Consider the following 21,107-nt stretch of genomic DNA (forward strand, 5'->3'; position numbering starts at 1 on the left):
AAGTAAAGTTGAAAGGAGGACCCTTTTGAAAGATTATTCATTAAAAAAAAGATTAGGTCAAATTAATTATGCGGATGTCGTTGTTTCTTTTGTTGTTGTTGCGGTAATAGGTTTGATCCTAATCCCATTACCAAGTTTTATTCTCGATTTTCTAATAATTATTAATATTACGATTGGTATTAATGTATTACTGATTACACTTTTTACTAAAAGTGTACTAGAATTTTCAACTTTTCCAACCTTACTTCTGATAACAACAATGTTTCGATTAGGATTAAATATTTCATCCACACGATTAGTACTAACACAAGGTTCTGCTGGGCATGTCATTGATGCATTTGCTAATGTTGTTGCTGGAAATAATTATATTGTTGGAGCGGTAATCTTTATTATCATTACCATCATTCAAATGATTGTTGTGACAAATGGGGCGGGGCGAGTATCGGAAGTTTCAGCACGTTTCACGTTAGATGCAATGCCAGGAAAGCAAATGGCTATCGATGCGGATTTAAACGCTGGAACAATTACAGAAGAACAGGCAAAACATCGAAGAAATGAACTTCAAAGAGAAGCAAGTTTTTTTGGAGCAATGGATGGTGCTAGTAAATTTGTAAAAGGAGATGCTATTGCCGGAATTATAATCACTCTAATTAATTTAATTGGTGGGATTTTAATCTTTTCTATTGGTCAAGGATTGCCTATCGCAGATGCATTGAGTCAATTTGGTAAATTATCAATTGGTGATGGTTTGGTGAGTCAGATACCTTCCCTATTAATTTCAATTTCTTCAGGGATTATTGTGACACGCTCAAATGATAATAATACATTTGGTGAAGCCATTCGTGGCGATTTATTTAAAAATCCAATGATTATGTGGATTGTAGCTGTTGTTTTGGTCGTATTAGCATTAGTACCAGGCTTTCCTAAGTTACCTTTTTTAATTATAGCGGTTGCTTTTATTGGTATTGCAATGTTATTAAAGAAAAAAGATGCGACACAAAAACAAGTGGCTGTTAAAAAAAGACAGGAACAAGCATTACTTCAAAAGGAAAAAGAAATGGAAGAAGACGAAAGTGTCGCATCCTTTCAAGTGGAGCCAATTTCAATTGAAATTGGGTATGCTCTAATTTCAATGACGGATGATTCGTTAGACAATAGTCTGATGAAACAAATTGTAAATATTCGAAAGCAATGTGCACATGAATTGGGAGTGTTATTAAGTCCGATTCGTATTCGGGATAATTTGCAACTTAACCCTAATGATTATTGTATTAAAATCAAAGGAAACGAAGTTGCTAGAGGCGATATTTATCCAAATAAATACTTAGTCATTAATCCGGAAAATGAAGATGTTAATTTAGAAGGAATACCAACAAAAGAACCTGCTTTTGGTTTAGATGCACTATGGGTGGATGAAAGTAATAAAGAATTTGCAGATTTAAATGGGATGACCATTGTTGAGCCAGTGACAGTCATAGCGACTCACTTAAAAGAAGTAATTTATCAAAATACCTCTGAATTATTAGGACGTCAAGAAGTAAAAACGCTTCTTGAGGGAATTAAGGATCGTTATAATGTTGTGATTGATGAGTTGATACCGGATATTATGCGTTTAGGAGAAGTTCAAAAAGTATTACAGAACTTGTTAAAAGAACAAATTCCAATTAATGATTTGGTCACGATTTTAGAAACTTTGGCAGATTTTGGTATGTTGACAAAAGATTCAGAAATTTTAACAGAACATGTACGTCAAGCATTGAAGCGAACGATTGTTAAGAAATTTTTAACAGATGAACAAACGTTATATGTGATTACTTTAGGTCCCGATATAGAAGAGTTGTTGACAAAAAATATACAAAAAACGTCAACTGGCTCAATACCGGTGTTAAAACCAGAATTGATTACATTAATTTTTGATAGTCTAAATCAAATTCATCAAAACTTGGTTACTCAAGGAATTGAACACGTTGTTTTGGCATCACCTAATACGCGCTTAGTATTTAAAAAGTTAATCTCATATAATTTTCCAGAACTGGCAGTTTTGTCTCTGAATGAAATTCCAAATGAAATAGGAATTGAAACATGTGGCATGATTACAGCGAAACAACAAGAAAATTAAAGGTTAAAAAGGGGTATAAAAAATGTATGAGATGAGCTTTGAATCAGATGTTGTCAAGTACTTACCACTCGTTAGAAAAGTTGTCAATCGAATTGATATAAAAAGTCATGAATATGAAAAGGACGATCTTTTTAATATTGGTGTTATTGGTCTAATGGATGCATTAAAGCGATTTGATTCAACTAAAAATGCTTCTTTTGAAACCTATGCATCCATCAGAATTCGTGGAGCAGTAATTGATGAAGTTAGAAAGACATCAAGAATATCACGACATAAAATGAGTCAATTAAATGCCTATTATCGAGAAAAAGAAAAGTTAGAAAAGGATTTAAATCGAGAAGTAACTGAAAAAGAAGTTTGTGTTTCAATGAATCTGACTGAAAAAGAATTATCTAAAATACATGAAACACTACATTATTTGGCAAGTGTTTCGTTAGAAGATACTATTTTTTCAAGTGAAAGTGAAGCAATTGAATTAAAAGAGGTCATTGAAGACCATGAATTAATCTCTGCTGATGAACTTCTAATGGAAGAAGAACGAAAAAATAATTTAACGTTAATGATCCAACGCTTAACAGAGAGAGAACAAATTATTTTAAATCTTTACTATGTTGAGGAGTTAACGTTAAAAGACATTGCAGAGATTTTAGAGGTTTCAGTCCCAAGAGTATCTCAACTACACGGAAAAATAATTTTAAAATTAAGAGAATTAATGGGAGGAAAAGAAAGATGATTAGAAGTATGGATACGCTTCAAACTAATTTAAATATTTTACAAAAGAAGCAACAAAATATTAGTAGTAATGTTGCTAACGCTAACACAACTGGCTATCGTTCACAACATCTTTCTCAAAAAACAAAACCAAGTCAAGAAATGTTTAATTTTACAAATGGGCCCCAACTTAATGAACAAAATATTTTTGGACGTTTTGTATTTAGTAATGAAATTGATGCAGCTTATCGCAATCAAGAACAAGGTTCTATGAAGCAAACCAATCGAACAACTGATTTTGCTATTTTAGGTGATGGTTTTTTCAATATTCAATTACCTTCTGGTCAAGTGGCTTATACTAAAAATGGGAATTTTACCATTAATGAAGTGGGACAATTGACAACTCAAGAAGGTTATCAAGTTTTAGATGCAAACGGTGGTGCCATTCAATTAAATGAAAATAATCAATTACCTAATTTTGCTATGACTCGTTTTAATAATCAAGAAGAGTTAAAAAGTTATGGTCAGACTTTATATTTAGCAAACGGGGCTGGTCAAGTTGATAATCAAAGCTTAGTTCAGTCAAATATGCTAGAAAATTCTAATGTAAGTATGGTTGATGAAATGACCAATTTAATTGAAGCAGCTCGTCAATTTGAAACCAATCAAAAGGCGTTACATGCTTCTGATGAAACATTACGAAGTGCAACTAATCAAGTTGGAAAGGTATAGGTTAAAAATGAATACATCATTATCTATTAGTCAATCTGGTTTAAAAGGATTACAAAAAAATCTTGATATTGTATCTAATAATATAGCGAATGTTAATACAACAGGTTATAAAAAAAGAGACTCTTCTTTTCAGGAATTATTGTTGAACAATTATCAACCTCAAGAAGTCCGCTTGGGACAAAACGCAGATGTTTCGAATAATCGTGGCATGAAAGTTACTCAGGATCAAGTAAACTTTCAACAAGGTGGTTTAATTAAGAGCAATAATCCTTATGACCTAGCATTAGTCGGAAATGGTTTTTTTGGTGTAAGAAATCAAAATAATGAATTATTACTGACTAGAGATGGCGGTTTTACTTTGGATGCTAATCGTGATTTACGATTAGCAAATGGAGAACAATTGGAATTAGAAATAGTCGTACCAAAAGGTCAATGGCCAGAAGGAAAACCTATGATTACACAAGGTGGGGAGGTGAGGATTAATGATCAACTAGTTGCTCGTATTCCTGTTTATACAGTTGAACGACCTAATGAGTTAATTTCTATTGGATCCAATCGTTTTGCAGTACCAGAAAATCAAGTGGCTCGACAAACCAATCAATTTGAAATACAACAAGGGTTTTTAGAAACGTCAAATGTTGATTTAGCAGAAGCAATGACGGATATGATTGTGACGCAACGCTCTTATTCAATGAACGCAAAAGTTTTACAATCAACGGATGAAATGATGCAAAGGATTAATGAGTACAAGCAGTAGTCTGTCGTGAAACGAGGGAATGATAATGATAAGATTTATCAATGCTTTTAAAACATATAATGAAGAAAAATGGGCATTAAAGAGAGTCAATTGTGAGATAAAACAAGGTGAATTTGTTTATTTGATTGGTGAAAGTGGCGCTGGTAAAAGCACTTTTCTAAAACTTTTAACTTACGAAGAAAAAATTTCGAGAGGCCAATTAATGATAGGTAATGTTGACTTAACGAATATAAAAAAGGAGCAAGTTCCTTTTCTTAGAAGGCAACTTGGTATTGTCACCCAAGAATTATATTTATTAGAACATCTAACAATTTTAGAAAATATTTTATATGTTTTGAGGGCAACAGGGGCTAGTCATAAAACAATGAAAGCAAGAGCAATCGAGGCACTTGAGAAAGTTGACTTAGTGGGGTTTAAGAAAAAGAAACCATTTGAACTTTCTGCTGGGCAACGGCAAAAAGTGATTATTGCTCGTGCCATTGTGAATGAACCAAAAATTATTTTGGCAGATGAACCAACTGGAAATTTAGATGATAAATCCGCTGTTGAGATTTTACGCTTGTTTTTTCGATTAAATCAACAGGGTACGACTGTAATTATGTCAACACACCATAGTACCTTGGTTAACACAGTAAAACATCGTGTCTTAGAAATGAAACATGGGGAACTAATTCGTGATCAATTAGAAGGTAGTTATGGATTAGAAACAGACGGACGAGATATTTTTTATTTATAAAAACATTTTGTCTAGATAAGATTAAAAGGAAAAGGTTTGAGAGGGGATTTAAGATGAGTAAGGAAAAAGAAAAGAAAAAATCATTAGGGCCCAAAGTGATTGTCGTTTTATTAGCAATTGCAATTATTCCAATAATTGTAATTATGGTCATCAATACAAGAGTTATGACAGGGATTTTAAATCATCGGATAGAGATAGAGCAAAAAAATAATGTCTCTAATGTTTATCAAACGTTAGATAGTATCCAAAAAGCAGTTTATGGCGCAGTTAAAGCAACGGCTGAATTGCCGGAACTAACTCAACCAGTTAAAAACAATGTTGATCGTTTAAAAATTGAAAGATCATTACAATTGGTAGGTCGAACCAATCCAAATATATCAGAAATTTATTTTTTACCTAACAATCAACATCTCATTTCAAGTGTTCATGTTGATGCCTCTTTTGAAGATATGCAAAACCGACCATGGTATAAAGCATCAATAGAAAATCCAAATGTTTTCAATTGGTCAAAACCAGAACAAGATAAATTAACAGGGAATACCACATTAATGATTTCTAAGGCGATTCTTTCCAATGGTAAAGTAGTCGGTGTTCTATCTGCAGATATGAGTTTCCCACGTGTCAATGCTATGATTAAGCAAACACGAATTGGTGAAACAGGACGAGTTATGTTAACAAGTCAGTCAGGTGAAATATTAGCTTCTCCAGTAAAAAAAGAAGTTGGAACCGATGTTTCTGACCACAGTTATTTTAAAAAGATAGAGGAAGCTGGTAATTCAGGTTTTATTAATGATAAACAAGGTTCTTCTTATTTTAAAAAGAATCCGCATGGCTTAATAGTTCAATCATTTGTTGAACCCACTGAATTAAGAAACAATCAAAAAACAATTATTAAAGATGCCCTACTGATTATCGTTATTTGGTCATTCATTGCTATTTTGATAGCTTTAACCGCTTCAAAAGCCATCACAAATGTTGCTAAATTAATGGTTGATGCTTTTGATCGAGCAAGTAATGGTGATATGACTGCAAGGATTGATACTCTACATCTCGAAGATAGTAGTAATTGGTTAAATAAAATTCCATTTGCGAGTAAATTATTAAGTTCAGGCCCAATTGATGAAAAAGGACATGAAATTCATCAAATCGTTGTCGCATATAATCATATGTTATTTGGTTTTGGTCGATTAGTCGAAGGTATTCAAATGGAAAGTGATCGCTTAGCTAGTATGGCTGTATCATTATCAGAAATATCTAAACAAACTAATTCAGCAACAGAAGAAGTTTCCGAAACAATTACAGGTATCGCTCAAGCGACAAGTTCCCAAGCAGTAGATGCTGAGAACACAGTAACTGAAATGAATGATTTAGGTGAATCAGTAGAAAGTATTTTAGAAAAAGCGAGCGAAATGAATGATGAAGCATCTGTAGCAACTAAATTAAATATTGAAAATTCCAAATTAATGGTAGATGTTCATGATAATTGGGAATTAGAACGAATAAAATTAGGTGACTTAGCCCAAAGTATGGAAGCGATGAACCTAGACATCCAAAATATTAATAAAATCATTCAAGTGATTACAGACTTATCCTCTCAAACGAATCTTTTAGCTTTAAATGCTTCAATTGAAGCCGCTCGTGCTGGAGAAGCTGGTAAAGGATTTGCAGTAGTTGCAGAAGAAGTTCGTAAGTTAGCGGAACAAAGTGCTTCTTCAACTAAGGATATTGAGCTAATTATTGAAACAATTCAGCAAAAATCAAAAGAAATTGTAGGACAAGTTTCAGAGTCTTATGATGGTGGTGTGAAGCAAACACAAATTATTAATGGTGCAATTGAATCAAACAACCATGTTTCTGAAAAATTTGATATCTTTATTGGTCAAATTCAAGAAATTGAAAGCTTAATTGATCAAGTGAAGAGTGAGAAAGATACGGTCTTGTTTGCTGTTGAAAATATATCAGCATCAACTCAAGAAAACTCAGCTGGAACAGAAGAAGTTTCTGCAAATGCTGAAGAAATTTTAGCAACAATGGAAGAATTCACAAGTCATATTAGTGAACTAGAAAAAACTACTGAGATTTTAAATCTTCAAGTAAATAGTTTTAAACTAAAATAGATGAAAAGTAGGGGTAAATGAGATTATTTAAATGGAACCCTCATTGTGTCTGATTTACCTCTTTTAAATAGGTGGAGGAGCAATGTGAATAAGGAAATTGTTTTTATTAGTCATGAACAATCATTTAGTTTGCCTATTGAACAAACCGAAAAGATTATTCAATGGCAAAAACCAGTAAGTGTTCCGTTAGAGCATGAATTTGTTTTAGGAATTATCAAGTATCATCAAAAAGTCGTACCAGTTATTGATTTATCAAAATTATTTTACAACAAACCAACGAAGATTACCGAACAGGTTAAATTAATAATCAGTTATATTGGGGAACAATTTTTATGTTTCTTAGTCGAAGATATTATCGGGATTATTGATTTTGAAGATGATTTGTTTGAAGAAGTTGAAAGCGAAACGTTCTTAGAAAAAGAGTTTTTAAAGTCATTTATAAAAACAGAAACTGATATTATTTTAGAACTTAATTTAATAAAACTACTTCAATTAAAAGCGTTACTTTTACTAGAAGAAACGTCACTCGAATTAATGGATGAAAATAATAATGGTGAATGATGTTAAAGTAGGTATTTCTGATTTTAAAATTACCCAAGCGCCTAATAAGTTACAGACATTGGGATTAGGTTCTTGTGTCGCAATCTTTATTTATGATGAACGTAAAAAAATAGGTGGATTAAGCCATATTATGTTACCAGATAGTTTGATGTTTCAGCATCGTTCGGAATTAAAAGTAGAAAAGTTTGCAGACTTAGCAATTAAGGCGATGGTAAATGAACTTAAACTAAAATATCATTGTCAATCGTTAGTAGCTAAAATTGCAGGTGGCTCGAATATGTTTAGTTTTAATACACAATCTCAATCAAAAAATATCGGGGAAAGAAATGTCATTGCTGTATTAACAGAGTTGAAACAACTAAAGATACCAATTATTGCAAAAGATGTGGGTGGAAAAACGGGGCGCTCCTTTTTTGCAAACTTGGAGACGTTTGAAGTCACTATTAAACGGGTCAATCGGGAAATTATTAAGTTGTAATAGGGGGATAAAACATGCCGATTAAAGTATTAGTCGTCGATGATTCGGCATTTATGCGAAAAGTCATTTCGGATAAAATTAATCAAATTGAAGGTTGTGAGGTGCAGTCAATTGCGCGGAGCGGTGAAGTTGCTCTACAAATGATTGCTAAAAAAAAGCCAGATATTGTAACGCTAGATATTGAAATGCCAGGATTAAATGGTTTAGAAACACTTGAGAAAATCAAAGAGAACTTTGATATACCAGTTATCATGTTAAGTTCTCATTCTGGTGAAGAAATGACAATCGCTTCTTTAGAATTGGGGGCGACTGATTTTATTGAAAAACCAGAAAAGCTTCTTGAAATTGGGGAAAGTTTTAAAGAAGAATTAGAACAAAAAATAAAAACAATTGCACGGCGGGGAAAAACAACTAAAGTTAAATCAGCAGAAAAGAAAATATCTTATGGAGATCTTGAAAAAGAAATACCCAATCGCTTAAGAGCAATTGTTATTGGAGCATCCACGGGGGGGCCACGAGCCTTGATGCAACTGATTAAAAAAATACCAAAGGATTTAGCCATTCCAATTATTATTGTTCAACATATGCCTAGTGGTTTTACAACCTCTTTTTCGAAGAGGTTAAACCAAGAAGCAGCGGTTGAAGTAGTGGAAGCAAAACAAGGAATGCTAATAAAGGGTGGAACAGTTTATGTTGCACCTGGTGATTATCATTTAAGAATTAAAGGCAGTCGCATCCATCTATCTTTAGAAGAGGCTAAAATACATGGTGTTCGTCCTGCGGTTGATTATTTATTTAGCTCAAGTTCTCATGAGTATAAAAATAATTTGCTAGCAATTATTCTAACGGGGATGGGCAATGACGGTACCAATGGTTTAAAGGAAGTTAGAAAAAACAAAGGCTATGTCATCGCTCAAGATCAGCAAAGTTCAGTAGTATTTGGGATGCCACGTCGCGCAATCGAAGCGGGTGTAGTGGATAGTATCCTAAGTTTAGATGAATTATGTCATTTGTTACCAAAGATTATCGGGGAGAAACAATGGAAATAGAATTTATCGAATTTTATAATTGGATAGAACAAAATTTAGGAATTGATTTATTTTCATATAAAGAGAAACAATTACAACGTCGGATTTTGACAATTATGAAAAACACTTCGGCCTCTAATTTAAAAGAGTATTGTCAGTTAATTAAACAAGATAAGATGATTAGACTAGAATTTTTAGATTATATAACAATTAACGTAACGGAATTTTTTAGAAACCCAGAACTGTTTTTTGAATTTGAAGATTTTATAATGAATGAATTAAAAACACAGTTTAAAACGTTGAAAATTTGGAGTGCTGCCTGTTCAATAGGGTGTGAACCATATAGTATCGCCATGATTGTCGATAAGAGAAAAATGAAGTTGCATCATAAAATTATAGCAACTGATATCGATCAAAAAATATTAGAAAAAGCTAAACAAGGTGAATTTAAAAAAGCATACTTAAAAAATGTTTCTGAAAAAGATTTAAAAAGTTATTTTAAAAAGAAGGAAGCAGATTACACGATATCTGAGTCGATTAAAAACAAGGTTTTTTTCAAAAAACATGATTTGCTACGTGATAAATTTGAGAAAGAATGTCATGTTATCGTATGTAGAAATGTGACGATTTATTTTAAAAATGACGCACGTGACAAAATTTATCGCCAATTTAGTGAATCATTAGTAACAGGTGGAATTTTATTTACCGGAGCAACTGAAACCATAAATAATCCGGAAGAATTAGGTTTGAAAAAAATATCTACTTTTATATATCAAAAGCAAGGTTAAACAAGAAAAAGAGGTGTTTTTATGGATGAAAATAGTCAATATCGTGATCTTTTTTTTGAGGAAACAGCCGAACATTTAGAAAATTTAAATGATTGTGTTTTAGAATTAGAAACCAATCCTGATAGTGTTGAACTTATCGATAGTATTTTTAGATCAGCTCATACTTTAAAGGGAATGGCTGCAACTATGGGCTATGAAACAATGACAAAACTAACGCATAAAATGGAAAATGTTTTTCAAATGGTTAAAGATCATCAATTAAAAGTTACATCAGACATTGTCTCATTGCTTTTTGATTGTTTAGATCGCTTATCGTTAATTGTAGAAGATTTAAAAAATGAAGTGGAAACAGATTTGGATATCGTGAAAGATTTAATTCACCAACTTGAAAAATTAAATCAAGAAGAAATGGTTGAAGAAGTACATCACGAGAAATCAAATCATAAAAAAGAGATACTCAATGAGTTAAGTGAAACAGATAAAATGTTAATGACTCAAGCACAGGAAACCGGCTTCAAAACTTTAGGGATTCAAATTAATTTAGATGAAACGTGTACAATGAAAGGTCCTCGTGTTTATTTGATTTTAAATAGTCTTGAATCTTTAGGTGAAGTTATTTATAGTGAACCAATTATGGAAGAACTTGAATCTGGTGAGTTTGAAAATACATTTTCAATTTTATTTTTCACAATGGAAGATGTAGAAAAAATAAAAAAAGTAATCTTATCAGATATTGATGTAGATAGTATTTTAATAAAAGACTATGGCAATGAAAATAATGAAATTATCGAAGCAATTGAGGATGAAAAAAAACTAAATTTAAATATTGATAACAAAAAAGAAGAAGTTAAGAAAAAAAACAAGTTATCTCCTAAAAAATTAAAAGAGCATCAACATCAGTCAATTAAAGTAGACATTGATCGCTTAGATTCATTTATGAATTTAGTTTCTGAATTAGTTGTATTCAGGACTCGTCTTGAAAATGTAAGTAAGGATTATGATTCAACTGAAATACAGGAACCTTTAGGTCAAGTCGCACGGATCACCTCGGAACTTCAGGAACTCGTTTTAAAGATTAGAATGCAGCAAGTCAGCGTTGTTACAAATCGTTTTCCTAGAATGGTTCGAGATTTGGCAAAGGATTTAGGTAAGGATATTGAATTGATTATTGAGGGCGAAGAGACTGAATTAGATCGAACGGTAGTTTCCGAATTGAGTGAACCTCTAATTCATTTAATTAGAAACTCGGCAGACCATGGCATTGAAGATAAAGATCGCCGTTTAGAACTAGGTAAACCAGAAACGGGTCAAATTAAATTGAGTGCTTATCAGCAAGGAAATCGAGTTATTATTACTTTAGCAGATGATGGCAAAGGGTTAGATGTCGATTTTATTGCTAAAAAAGCTGAGAGTAAAGGTATTTCAGTAGACGGATTAACCGATAAAGAAATCCTTCATCTTATTTTCCACCCAGGATTTTCAACTGCGCAGAAGGTGACAAATGTTTCTGGTAGGGGTGTTGGGATGGACGTTGTTCACTCAAAGATTGAAAGTTTAGGCGGTTCAATTGAGTTATCTAGTGAAATCAATAAAGGAATGACCGTTAATATTAATTTACCTTTAACTTTATCAATTATTCAGTCTTTGATGGTTAAAATTAAAGGTGAAACGTTTGCATTGCCTTTAGGGGTTATCGAAAAAGTTATTTCAGTCACATCTGAAGATATTGTTGCTGTTCATAATAAAAATATTTTTAATTATCGAGGAAAAGCAACGCCTGTTATTCGTTTGAATGAAGTTCTTGATTTGGGTCAAAATGAAAGTAATCAAAATCATCACTTAATTATGATTTTATTAGGAAATAAACAATATGCTCTATTGGTGGATGAATTGATTGGCCAACAGGAAATTGTAATTAAAAAATTAGGAAAAGAATTACATCATCTTAAAAATTATTTGGGAGCAACCATACTAGGTAATGGCGATGTTACTTTGATTTTAGATATAAATAGTATCTGTTATGAAGGTACGGGTGAAGATGATGAGTGAACAAATTGATAATCTACGTATTGATGTTTTAAAAGAACTAATAAATATAGGCGGTGGGAATGCCGCAACTAGTATTTCAAAAATTATAAATCATCCAGTCAATATGCGTGTGCCTTTAATTGAAGTGATGGCATATCAAGAACTATATGAAAAAATTATGTCAGAAGATGAGCAAGTTTATGCTATAATAAATCAGGTTTATGGGGATGCAGAAGGTATATTTTTGTTTTCTCTAACTGAAGATGCAGCTGGATCAATGACACAAATGATGATTTCAAAAGACATTGGCATTAATGAGGAATTGAAAGAATCAGCAATTAAAGAATTAGTGAATATTATCGTTAATTCATTTTTGATGGCGTTAAGTAAAGAATTAAATTGTAATCTAGTTTCATCCGTTCCTCAGTTGACCATCGATATGTTTGGATCTGTCATTAGCAGTCTTTATATGGAACTTGGTCAGTTCGATGAACAACTTTTAATAATCAAAAATGAATTTCTTTATTTAGGCGACAAAATCGATGCTTCTTTATATTTTATTCCATATGAAGGAACATTAGAAAAATTATTTAAATCAATTGGTTTATAGGAGAGAGATAAAAATGGGGAAAAAAGTTTTAATTGTTGATGATGCAGTATTTATGAGAATGAAATTGAAAGATATTTTAGAAAAAAATGGTTACGAGGTTGTTGATGAAGCACAAAATGGCTTGGAAGCAATCGAAAAGTATAAAACAAGTCAACCTGATATTGTAACGATGGATATTACGATGCCAGAAATGGACGGCTTGGATGCTCTAAAAGAAATAAAAGAATATGATAAAGATGCTAAAATTTTGATGTGTAGTGCAATGGGACAGCAAGCAATGGTTATGGATGCCATTCGATCTGGAGCATTAGATTTCATCGTTAAACCATTTGATGCTGATCGTGTGATCAAAGCCTTAGACAAGGTTACAGTTTAAGCTAGGAAATTCTTTAACGAAAGGAAGATTCGATGCAACTGATTGTCTTTGTAAAACAAGATAAATATTATGGATTACGAACGGAAAATGTTGGTGAAATCATAAAAAGAAGTAAAGTTTTTCCAGTTCCACAAGCACCATTTTGGGTTGAGGGTTTGATAAATTTACGAGGGACAGTTGTAACTTTAGTTAATTTTTCCAAATTCCTAGCTGAGGAGACTGAAGAAGACCATAAAAATATTATCATTCTAACTAAAGATGATGAGAAGATAGGGTTATTAGTTGAAAAAATCCATGGTGTATATACGATTAATCCAGATGACATTCAACATTTGGAACAAGAGAAATTAGACCCGAATATCGAAGGGCTAGTATCTATAGATGATAAAATGACAAATATTATTAATATCATGACGATATTCTCAGAAAATGAGGGATTTAATTGAAACAAGTACTTAGCCAACAAGAAATCGATTCATTACTAAACGCAATGAACAGTGGTGATATTAATCAAGATGATTTGATAGAGGAAAAAGAAGAGCAAGTAGCGAAGCTTTATGATTTTAAACGCCCTACAAAATTATCTAAAGAGTATATCAACACTTTGCATATGATTTTTGAAGATTTTTCAAAATATTCAAGTAACCAGTTAACAACACAACTTAGAACCAATGTTGGAATGAAGCTAGCAGCAATTGAACAAATTAGTTATGATGAGTTTATTCATTCAATCCCCAAATTTACGTTATTAGGTGTTTTTCATTCTGATCCTCTAAATGGATACCAGATGATTGAAATTAACCCACAGTTTAGCATGCATATTATTGAATTGCTTTGTGGTGGTAACGAACAAAATATGGGGAAAATTGATGAAACAACTAAAAAAAGTTTTACTGAAATTGAATTAGCAATTTTAGAAGAAGTCATTCAGGTTTTAGTGTCTTCTTTTGAACTTTCTTGGAAAGATACAAAAGAACTTGATTGTCAAATTGATAGTTTAGATACAAACCCACAGTTACTTCAACATATGTCTCCGAATGAGCCGATTATTTTAGCGACATTCAGAGCAACAATTTTTAAAAAGAGTACTTTTATTAATTTGTGCGTACCTTATGTTTTCTTTGAAGGAATTATGGATAAATTAAGTTTAAGAAACTGGTTTGATGCAGACAAAGGATTTAATGTTAAAGATAATGAACATTTAAAAAAGAATATAGAAACTGCCAGCTTAACAGTTGAAGCTAGTTTGGGTAAAACAGTAATGACACTATCAGAATTTTCGGGTTTGGAAATAGGTGATATTGTAACTTTAGATCAAAAGATAGCTGAACCAATGAAATTATATGTAGAAAATCAGTATTTTGGAACCGTTCGCGCAGGAAAAAATGTTGATAGTCTTGCTGTTGAACTATTGGAATTTACAGAGGGGGACTTTGAGGAATGAGCGATCAAATGACTCAAAAAGAAATCGATCAATTATTAATTAAGGATGACAGTGAAGAAAAAGATTTAAATAAAAAACAACAAGAAATAATTGATCTGATAGGAGAAGTCGGTAATATAGCCATGTCTCAAGCAGCGACAACTCTTTCATCTATATTAAATCGATTAGTTAAAATAACGACACCAAAAGTCAGCTATGTTTCTTTTCAAGAAATATTAGATGAGTTGGTGACTCCAAAAGTTTCATCGGTTGTTGAATTTAGAGAAGGACTTGAAGGAAGTAATTTCTTATTATTAGATGTGAGGGATGCTATCATCATTGCTGATTTGATGATGGGTGGAGATGGTACAACTGAACAGACTGAATTTACGGAACTTGAACTAAGTGCTGTTGGAGAAGCAATGAATCAAATGATTGGTTCTGCATCGACTTCAATGGCAACGATGTTGAGTAAAAAAGTTGATATTTTTCCACCGAATGTTTTACTTTGGGAAGATGATACAGCTGTTAACTATGCTAAAATTTCACCAGAAACAGTGGTCTGTAAAACATCGTTCTCATTATCAGTTGAAGGTGTCATTGAAAGTGAAATCATGCAGATATATACACAAGATATGGTTAAAGAGATATCAGATATTATGTTAGCTGATCAAGCGGAAACTTTGACGGGAAGAGAAAATGTGACAGTTGAACCTGTGACAAAGCAAAGTGAGGATGTTAAGTTGGATGAAGAAAATAGAAAAAAAATATCAGTTCAAAGACCAGAGTTTCAAGATTTAGCCAATAAAGAAGTAACTTCAAATGTTGAAAATTTAGAATTATTGATGGATGTACCACTAGACTTTACCGTTTCTTTAGGTAAAACAAGAATGTCAATTAAAGAGATATTATCATTAGGAGTAGGTTCAGTTGTTGATTTGAATAAATTAACGGATGAACCATTAGAAATATTTGTAAATGGTAAATTAGTTGCACATGGTGAAGTTGTGGTAATCAATGAGAACTTTGGTGTTCGTATTACAAATATTGTTTCGCAGAAACAACGACTTAATAATTTATCATAAACTTAAAGAGCGGCTATTGATTTAGTTAGCTCTTTTTTTGAAATAGACTTAACTTATATTTTAAACATCCGATACTATAATTAAGAGAATATAAACGAGTTGAGTCGTTTTAAAGGAAGTGATCAGATGAAAATTAATAATCAATATCGTGCGTATTTAGACGCAACAAAACAAATAGAGAAAAGCAATCAAAATAAAACGCCTAAATCTGTTCAAAAAGATCAGTCTGTAATGGTTGATATTTCAACAACTGGTCGTAAGTTATTAGCAGATGAAATGAAACATTCGGATGAAAAAGTAGAACGTTTGGCATCAATTAAACAGGCAATAAAAACTGGAACTTATCGAGTAGATCCAGAAAAATTGGCCAATCAAATGTTGAAAACAACAAAAGAACAAAGGGAATTTTAAAAATGAAAGAAACGAAAGAAATTTTGTTTTATTTAAAACAATTTATAGCGATTTTAAAAAAAGAAAAAAAAGCTTTAATTAATAATAAAAATGAAAAGATTGTAGAAATCATACAATTAAAAGAAGAGTTTATACCTGTTTTTGATTCTTTTGAACCAACGGATTCAGAAGAAATAAGAATGCTTGTTAGTGAAATTAAAGAATTACAAAGTACGAATTTAATGTTAACAGAACAAGCAATGGCCTATAATAATGTTTATTTACAAGCCATTGCTTCAGAAACCAAACGAGCAACAAATACTTATTCTTCTGATGGTAAATTTACAGAACGAAAAGAAGTTAATTTTATAGAACAAACATTTTAAGTTAGAGTGAGGAGGAGAAAGAACTATGGCAGGTTTATTTGGAACGCTGGGAACAGCTAATAAAGGTTTAAATGCTCAACAAAGAGCATTGGAAACAACAAGTCATAATATATCAAATGCAAACACTCCAGGTTATTCACGACAACGAGTTAATATGGAAGCGGATTTGCCTTACAAATTAACTGGGGTAGGACAGATTGGGACAGGAGTAAAAGTTACTTCTATTTCAAGAATAGTTGATGATTTTGTCTTGAAAAACATTAGAAATGAAACATCGTCTTTCCATCAATTTGACTTGAAGTCTGAAATATTGGGTGAATTAGAGGGTATTTTTAACGAAACTGGCCAATCAAATGGAATTTCAAAAGATCTAGCAGTTTATTTTGATTCTTGGACAAAATTATCAAATAATCCAGAATTTGATAATGCTAAATCCATTTTAGTAGAAAATGGTAATTCATTAACTGATAATATTAATCATTTGGCTCAACAAATCAAAGATTTAGAAGGTAATACTATCTCTAGTTTGGAAAAAAGTGTATTAGATGTTAATGCAAAGTTGGAAGAATTACAAAGTATTAATAGTCAGATTTATAAAATTTCTAATGATGGTTCAGTTCCAAATGATTTATTAGATAAAAGAGATATGATTTTAAATGATGTTGCTAAATTTTCAAAAATTAAAACATCATTTGATCAATATGGTCGAGTTTCTGTGAAAATGGATGGTCAAGATGTCTTGACACATGATTCGATAGCCACTATTAGTATGGTTATCGGGCATGATCCTGCTGGAAATGCTTTGGTTTCTCATGGAGGTAATTCATTACAATCAGCTCAAACAATTAATCAAACAGGCTTAGATAAGGGTCAATTATTAATTAGCTCTGTGGGCGATAAAACATATAAAACTTTAAATACTGAAGCGGGTGCTTCAAAAGGATACCAAGATTCTTTAGGAGATATTAAACAACGTCTATCTGAACTTAATGAGTTTGCTTATGGGTTAGCAACGAGTGTTAATATTATTCATTCTGATAATGGTAAGAGTATTGATTTCTTTGATCTTGGTTCTAATACAGATTATGCTTTGAATTTAAAAATCAATGAAGATATTCAAGCAGACCCTAAAAAAAGTTAACGTTAAACAAGATTTAGCAAATGGGGAAATTGGTGATGGTTCACGAGCTCTGGCTATATCAAAATTAAAAGATGTTGCCTTTAAATTTCCAGTATCAGCTAATAATTTATCAGCTAATTATGACGAAACAACGATGAGTTTTGCCTCAGAAGAGGGTGGCTCAACACTGTTAGGTTCTTTTATTGATATTGTAACCAAAAATGGTATTGCAAAACAACAAGCAGATAATCGTGTAGCATCTCAGGGCTTTATTTTAAATCAATTAGAACAGAAAAACGCTTCGATTTCTGGTGTTAATATTAATGAAGAAGTAACAGATGTCATTCGTTTTCAACGAGCATTTCAAGCTAATTCTAGAGTTATTTCAGTCATATCTGAAATGTTAGATACATTAATTAATCGAACAGGAGTGTAAGTAATGAGAGTTTCTAATTCAATGATTTATAACGATTTTAATCGTAATGTTGCGCATAATATGAATAAATTACAAAAATATCATAATCAATTAAGTACACTAAAAGAATATAATCAGTCTTCAGATAATCCTGTTGAATTTTCAAAAATACTTGATTTGAATGACTCTGTTTTACAAAATGGTTTTTATAACTCAACGATTGGTGATGCTATTGCCTGGAGTAATTCGCAAGATGCCGCTTTAAGTCATGCTACCGATTCTTTTCATCGTATCAGAGGTTTGCTTACTCAAGCTGCTAATGGGACTCAAGGAGTTGAAGAACAGGCAGTGACTAAATCTGAGATAATGTCAGAAATTGAGGGAATTGTTGATGTCTTAAATACCAACTTTGATGGTCGATATGTATTTGGAGGAAAGAATACGAAAGATGCGCCTTTTGAAGTTGAAAAAGATGCTAATGGAGATATAACAGGTATCCTTTATAATGGAACTGAAAATGGAAAAGCAAATTTACCACGTGAAATCTCACGAGGTGTTTCAGTTGATTTAATTACAGATGGACGGTTATTTATGAATGAAACGACCGAAGGAACAAAGAGTGAAGATTTAAGTACCTTTTTTAGTGAAATGATAACAGCTTTAAATGGGAATGATAAAGATGCTTTGTCAGGTAAGCTAATAACTAAACTTTCAGATCATGCGGAGAACTTTGTTGATGTTCGTTCAAGAATTGGAACAGTTTCCAATCGATTAACTTCAGCAAAATCTCGTAATGAAATGGAAAGCTTGAATATTAAACAAGTTTTATCAGAAAAACAAGATGTCGATGTTGCAGAAAAATATATGGAATTTGCTAATGAAATGGTTGCTTATCAAGCATCACTATCGATGGGAACTAAAATTATGCAAACGAGTATTTTAGATTACGTTTAAAGAAGATGAAATATATATAAACGTAGGAATGAACTGCTTGCGTTAACTCGAAAAGATAAAATAAATAAAAAAATTGTAGTGAACCCTAAAAGTTAGACTTTTGAGGAGTGGAGAAATCCACTCCTTTTTCTTAGGCACATTAGAAGGACGTCCTTTCGATTTTATAGTTCCTCAACACTACTATTGCGAAACTTGCGCACCCAAGTCGCGATCAGTGTAGGATTATTAATGCCTAGAACATTAGCGACCTCACGATAGACATTTCACTAACCCTATCGCATTTAATCTAAATTGAACAGAATATTTTTTATTTTAAATTCAAAACTATATTTCGACATAAAAATAGCGACCTCTCAAAGTTAGAGTTTTGGTCTAACTTTGAGAGGTCGCTTCAGTGAAAAGACGCCATCCTATTGCCATTGTTCTGGCAAAAAGTGTAATTCATCGACTTGTTTTGCCTGATATCCTTTAGAAACAACCCAAGAGATCAAAACACGATAATGCTGATTGGTCTCGCGATTTGAAACGTAGGCTTCAACATCATTAGGCCCATACATACTAAGCCACCATTCTTCAATATTGGTGGCGTTAATATGCAGTGTATTTGAAATTACTTTGCGCATTTCAATTCGATCTTGACTGTTATTATCGAAAGAAAAAATATGCGGTTCTGTCTGTTTTGTCCCAATTGGTTTCCAAGATGTATCCAAATAACTTTGAATAACATTTGGATTTTGTGTAGCAATTATTTGTTTTGTTTTTATTTTTTCTTTTTTTTCCATCGGTTTCTGTTTTTTTTTGTTTATTTCTAATGGTTGATTTACTGCTTGATATTTTTTTTCGTGGTCCATCAATGCAATATTTTCACCGCCGATTAGAAGGGATTCTTTCTTATGCGTGGCGATTTGAAAGGCGCTAATAAAGGCAATTAAACAAAAAATGATTAAAACAATTTTTTTAAAAAGACGATTAACTTTTTTCAAAACTATCTCCAATTCTTTTGCAATATTGTTTATATTATAGCTTGTTTAAAAGATAAGTACAATTTTATTTTTAGACTTAACTAATTTAAATTAGTGCCGATAATAGATAGTAGAGGCTAACCTCGAAAGAAAACAAATGGAGGAATTACAAATGAGAATTAATACAAATACAGCAGCATTAAACACATATTCACGTCTAGGAGCAGCGAACTCTGCAAAAGCAAGTTCATTAGCAAAATTATCTTCAGGTTTACGTATCAACCGTGCGGGCGACGACGCTGCAGGTTTAGCAATTTCAGAAAAAATGAAAGGCCAAATTAGTGGTCTTAAACAAGCAACTCGTAACGCTCAAGATGGAATTTCATTAATCCAAACAGCTGAGGGTGCTTTAAATGAAACGCACGATATCTTAAACCGTATGCGTGACTTAGCTTCTCAATCAGCAACAGGAACTTTAGGTGACGATGACCGTAAAGAATTAAACAAAGAATTTAGCGCATTAAAAGAAGAAATCACTCGTATTTCTGATACAACTGAATTCAACAAGAAAACTTTATTAAACGGCGACTTCAATACAGCTGGTTCATTCACTGAAACTAAAGGTGCTGATGCAAGCAAATATTATTCTGTTAATGTTTCTGATGAAGCTAAAGCAGATAAATTAGAGTTATCATTTGCTCGTACTGATGGAACTGCCGGTAAAGCAACAGTTAACACAGGTTTCTTCTTAGATGATGCTGATGGAAAAATTTATGCAGGTACAGATAACACTGGTGATTTAGTTGGTAAACTTACTTATACAACTGAAGGTAAAGCTACAGCTGGTGATGTTGCTGCAACTGCAACAAAAACAACTTTTGCTGCTCCAGTAGAAGACAAAACTAAAGCTCTTAAATTACACATTGGTGCTAACAAAGATCAAAATATCAGCGTAAGCATTGGTAAAATGGATGCTAAATCTTTAGGAATTAACGAATTAGACTTATCAAAACAAGAAGATGCTAATGATGCTATCGAAGTTATTGATAAAGCTAAAACTCAAGTATCAAGCACTCGTTCTGACTTAGGTGCGGTACAAAACCGTCTACAACACACAATCAACAACCTTTCTACAACACAAGAAAACTTATCAGAAGCTAACTCACGTATCCGTGACGTTGACATGGCTGAAGAAATGATGAGCTTCACTAAGAGCAACATCCTTTCTCAAGCTGCTACTTCAATGTTGGCACAAGCTAACGCTATGCCACAAAGCGTTCTTTCATTATTACAATAATCTGAGAATGTGAGAAAAGAAACCAAAATTTTTG

General features: G+C 32.3%; 23 protein-coding genes. 22 read left to right on the plus strand and 1 reads right to left on the minus strand.

What is annotated here, in order from left to right; all coding sequences use genetic code 11:
* Positions 1-25 precede the first annotated feature (25 nt).
* The 21 genes from flhA to flgL all read left to right on the plus strand — a co-directional run bounded on the left by flhA (position 26) and on the right by flgL (position 18,814).
* Positions 26-2,119 carry a flagellar biosynthesis protein FlhA gene (gene flhA, locus ACTJFD_RS06450; RefSeq protein WP_442260503.1) on the plus strand — a complete coding sequence of 698 codons (2,094 nt, stop codon included), beginning with the start codon at positions 26-28 and terminating at the stop codon, positions 2,117-2,119.
* A gap of 22 nt (positions 2,120-2,141) precedes the next feature.
* Entirely contained in the window at positions 2,142-2,852 is a 711-nt protein-coding gene (locus tag ACTJFD_RS06455; protein WP_442260505.1) for a sigma-70 family RNA polymerase sigma factor, read from the plus strand.
* Positions 2,849-3,562 (plus strand): flagellar hook-basal body protein, encoded by a 714-nt coding sequence (locus ACTJFD_RS06460; RefSeq protein ID WP_442260507.1) that lies wholly within the window; start codon positions 2,849-2,851, stop codon positions 3,560-3,562. Before ACTJFD_RS06455 ends, ACTJFD_RS06460 begins: the two co-directional genes overlap by 4 nt.
* Positions 3,563-3,569: 7 nt before the next feature.
* Complete coding sequence (locus tag ACTJFD_RS06465) at positions 3,570-4,319, plus strand: flagellar hook-basal body protein (protein ID WP_442260509.1); 750 nt, start codon at positions 3,570-3,572, stop codon at positions 4,317-4,319.
* A 25-nt stretch (positions 4,320-4,344) separates the two neighbouring features.
* Positions 4,345-5,055 carry a cell division ATP-binding protein FtsE gene (locus ACTJFD_RS06470; RefSeq protein WP_442260511.1) on the plus strand — a complete coding sequence of 237 codons (711 nt, stop codon included), beginning with the start codon at positions 4,345-4,347 and terminating at the stop codon, positions 5,053-5,055.
* A 53-nt stretch (positions 5,056-5,108) separates the two neighbouring features.
* Positions 5,109-7,172, plus strand: coding sequence for a methyl-accepting chemotaxis protein (locus ACTJFD_RS06475; protein ID WP_442260513.1), 2,064 nt, complete (start codon positions 5,109-5,111; stop codon positions 7,170-7,172).
* Between the two features lie 84 nt (positions 7,173-7,256).
* Complete coding sequence (locus tag ACTJFD_RS06480) at positions 7,257-7,733, plus strand: chemotaxis protein CheW (protein WP_442260515.1); 477 nt, start codon at positions 7,257-7,259, stop codon at positions 7,731-7,733.
* Positions 7,723-8,211 carry a chemotaxis protein CheD gene (locus ACTJFD_RS06485; protein WP_442260517.1) on the plus strand — a complete coding sequence of 163 codons (489 nt, stop codon included), beginning with the start codon at positions 7,723-7,725 and terminating at the stop codon, positions 8,209-8,211. The genes ACTJFD_RS06480 and ACTJFD_RS06485 overlap by 11 nt, the downstream gene beginning before the upstream one ends.
* A gap of 14 nt (positions 8,212-8,225) precedes the next feature.
* On the plus strand, positions 8,226-9,260 hold the full coding sequence (locus ACTJFD_RS06490; protein WP_442260519.1) for a protein-glutamate methylesterase/protein-glutamine glutaminase: 1,035 nt from the start codon (positions 8,226-8,228) through the stop codon (positions 9,258-9,260).
* On the plus strand, positions 9,251-10,027 hold the full coding sequence (locus ACTJFD_RS06495) for a CheR family methyltransferase (RefSeq protein WP_442260521.1): 777 nt from the start codon (positions 9,251-9,253) through the stop codon (positions 10,025-10,027). Before ACTJFD_RS06490 ends, ACTJFD_RS06495 begins: the two co-directional genes overlap by 10 nt.
* Positions 10,028-10,048: 21 nt before the next feature.
* Positions 10,049-12,076 (plus strand): chemotaxis protein CheW, encoded by a 2,028-nt coding sequence (locus ACTJFD_RS06500; RefSeq protein WP_442260523.1) that lies wholly within the window; start codon positions 10,049-10,051, stop codon positions 12,074-12,076.
* Positions 12,066-12,665 (plus strand): chemotaxis protein CheC, encoded by a 600-nt coding sequence (locus ACTJFD_RS06505; protein ID WP_442260525.1) that lies wholly within the window; start codon positions 12,066-12,068, stop codon positions 12,663-12,665. Before ACTJFD_RS06500 ends, ACTJFD_RS06505 begins: the two co-directional genes overlap by 11 nt.
* Before the next feature lie 13 nt (positions 12,666-12,678).
* Entirely contained in the window at positions 12,679-13,041 is a 363-nt protein-coding gene (locus ACTJFD_RS06510) for a response regulator (protein WP_442260527.1), read from the plus strand.
* 32 nt (positions 13,042-13,073) lie between these two features.
* Positions 13,074-13,487 carry a chemotaxis protein CheW gene (locus tag ACTJFD_RS06515; protein ID WP_442260529.1) on the plus strand — a complete coding sequence of 138 codons (414 nt, stop codon included), beginning with the start codon at positions 13,074-13,076 and terminating at the stop codon, positions 13,485-13,487.
* Complete coding sequence (gene fliM, locus ACTJFD_RS06520; protein ID WP_442260531.1) at positions 13,484-14,485, plus strand: flagellar motor switch protein FliM; 1,002 nt, start codon at positions 13,484-13,486, stop codon at positions 14,483-14,485. Before ACTJFD_RS06515 ends, fliM begins: the two co-directional genes overlap by 4 nt.
* Positions 14,482-15,549, plus strand: coding sequence for a flagellar motor switch phosphatase FliY (gene fliY / locus ACTJFD_RS06525; protein WP_442260532.1), 1,068 nt, complete (start codon positions 14,482-14,484; stop codon positions 15,547-15,549). The genes fliM and fliY overlap by 4 nt, the downstream gene beginning before the upstream one ends.
* Positions 15,550-15,675: 126 nt before the next feature.
* Positions 15,676-15,960 (plus strand): flagellar biosynthesis anti-sigma factor FlgM, encoded by a 285-nt coding sequence (gene flgM / locus ACTJFD_RS06530; RefSeq protein WP_442260533.1) that lies wholly within the window; start codon positions 15,676-15,678, stop codon positions 15,958-15,960.
* Positions 15,961-15,962: 2 nt separating this feature from the next.
* Positions 15,963-16,325, plus strand: a complete 363-nt coding sequence (locus ACTJFD_RS06535) for a hypothetical protein (protein WP_442260534.1) — start codon at positions 15,963-15,965, stop codon at positions 16,323-16,325.
* A 25-nt stretch (positions 16,326-16,350) separates the two neighbouring features.
* Positions 16,351-17,466 (plus strand): flagellar hook-associated protein FlgK, encoded by a 1,116-nt coding sequence (flgK, locus tag ACTJFD_RS06540; RefSeq protein WP_442260535.1) that lies wholly within the window; start codon positions 16,351-16,353, stop codon positions 17,464-17,466.
* The gene (locus ACTJFD_RS06545; protein WP_442260536.1) at positions 17,432-17,881 is read left to right on the plus strand and encodes a flagellar basal body rod C-terminal domain-containing protein; all 450 of its coding nucleotides are present in this window, start codon (positions 17,432-17,434) and stop codon (positions 17,879-17,881) included. Before flgK ends, ACTJFD_RS06545 begins: the two co-directional genes overlap by 35 nt.
* A 3-nt stretch (positions 17,882-17,884) precedes the next feature.
* Positions 17,885-18,814, plus strand: coding sequence for a flagellar hook-associated protein FlgL (gene flgL / locus ACTJFD_RS06550; protein ID WP_442260537.1), 930 nt, complete (start codon positions 17,885-17,887; stop codon positions 18,812-18,814).
* A 410-nt stretch (positions 18,815-19,224) separates the two neighbouring features.
* Here the strand turns inward: flgL and ACTJFD_RS06555 are convergent, their stop codons facing one another.
* Positions 19,225-19,797 (minus strand): YrrS family protein, encoded by a 573-nt coding sequence (locus ACTJFD_RS06555; RefSeq protein ID WP_442260538.1) that lies wholly within the window; start codon positions 19,795-19,797, stop codon positions 19,225-19,227.
* A gap of 151 nt (positions 19,798-19,948) precedes the next feature.
* On the opposite strand from ACTJFD_RS06555, the gene ACTJFD_RS06560 reads away from it, so the two are divergent.
* A complete protein-coding gene (locus tag ACTJFD_RS06560) occupies positions 19,949-21,073 on the plus strand; it encodes a flagellin N-terminal helical domain-containing protein (protein ID WP_442260539.1) in 1,125 nt (374 codons plus the stop codon).
* Positions 21,074-21,107: the final 34 nt, after the last annotated feature.

Source organism: Vagococcus sp., assembly GCF_052102835.1.
Taxonomy (GTDB): Bacteria; Bacillota; Bacilli; order Lactobacillales; family Vagococcaceae; genus Vagococcus.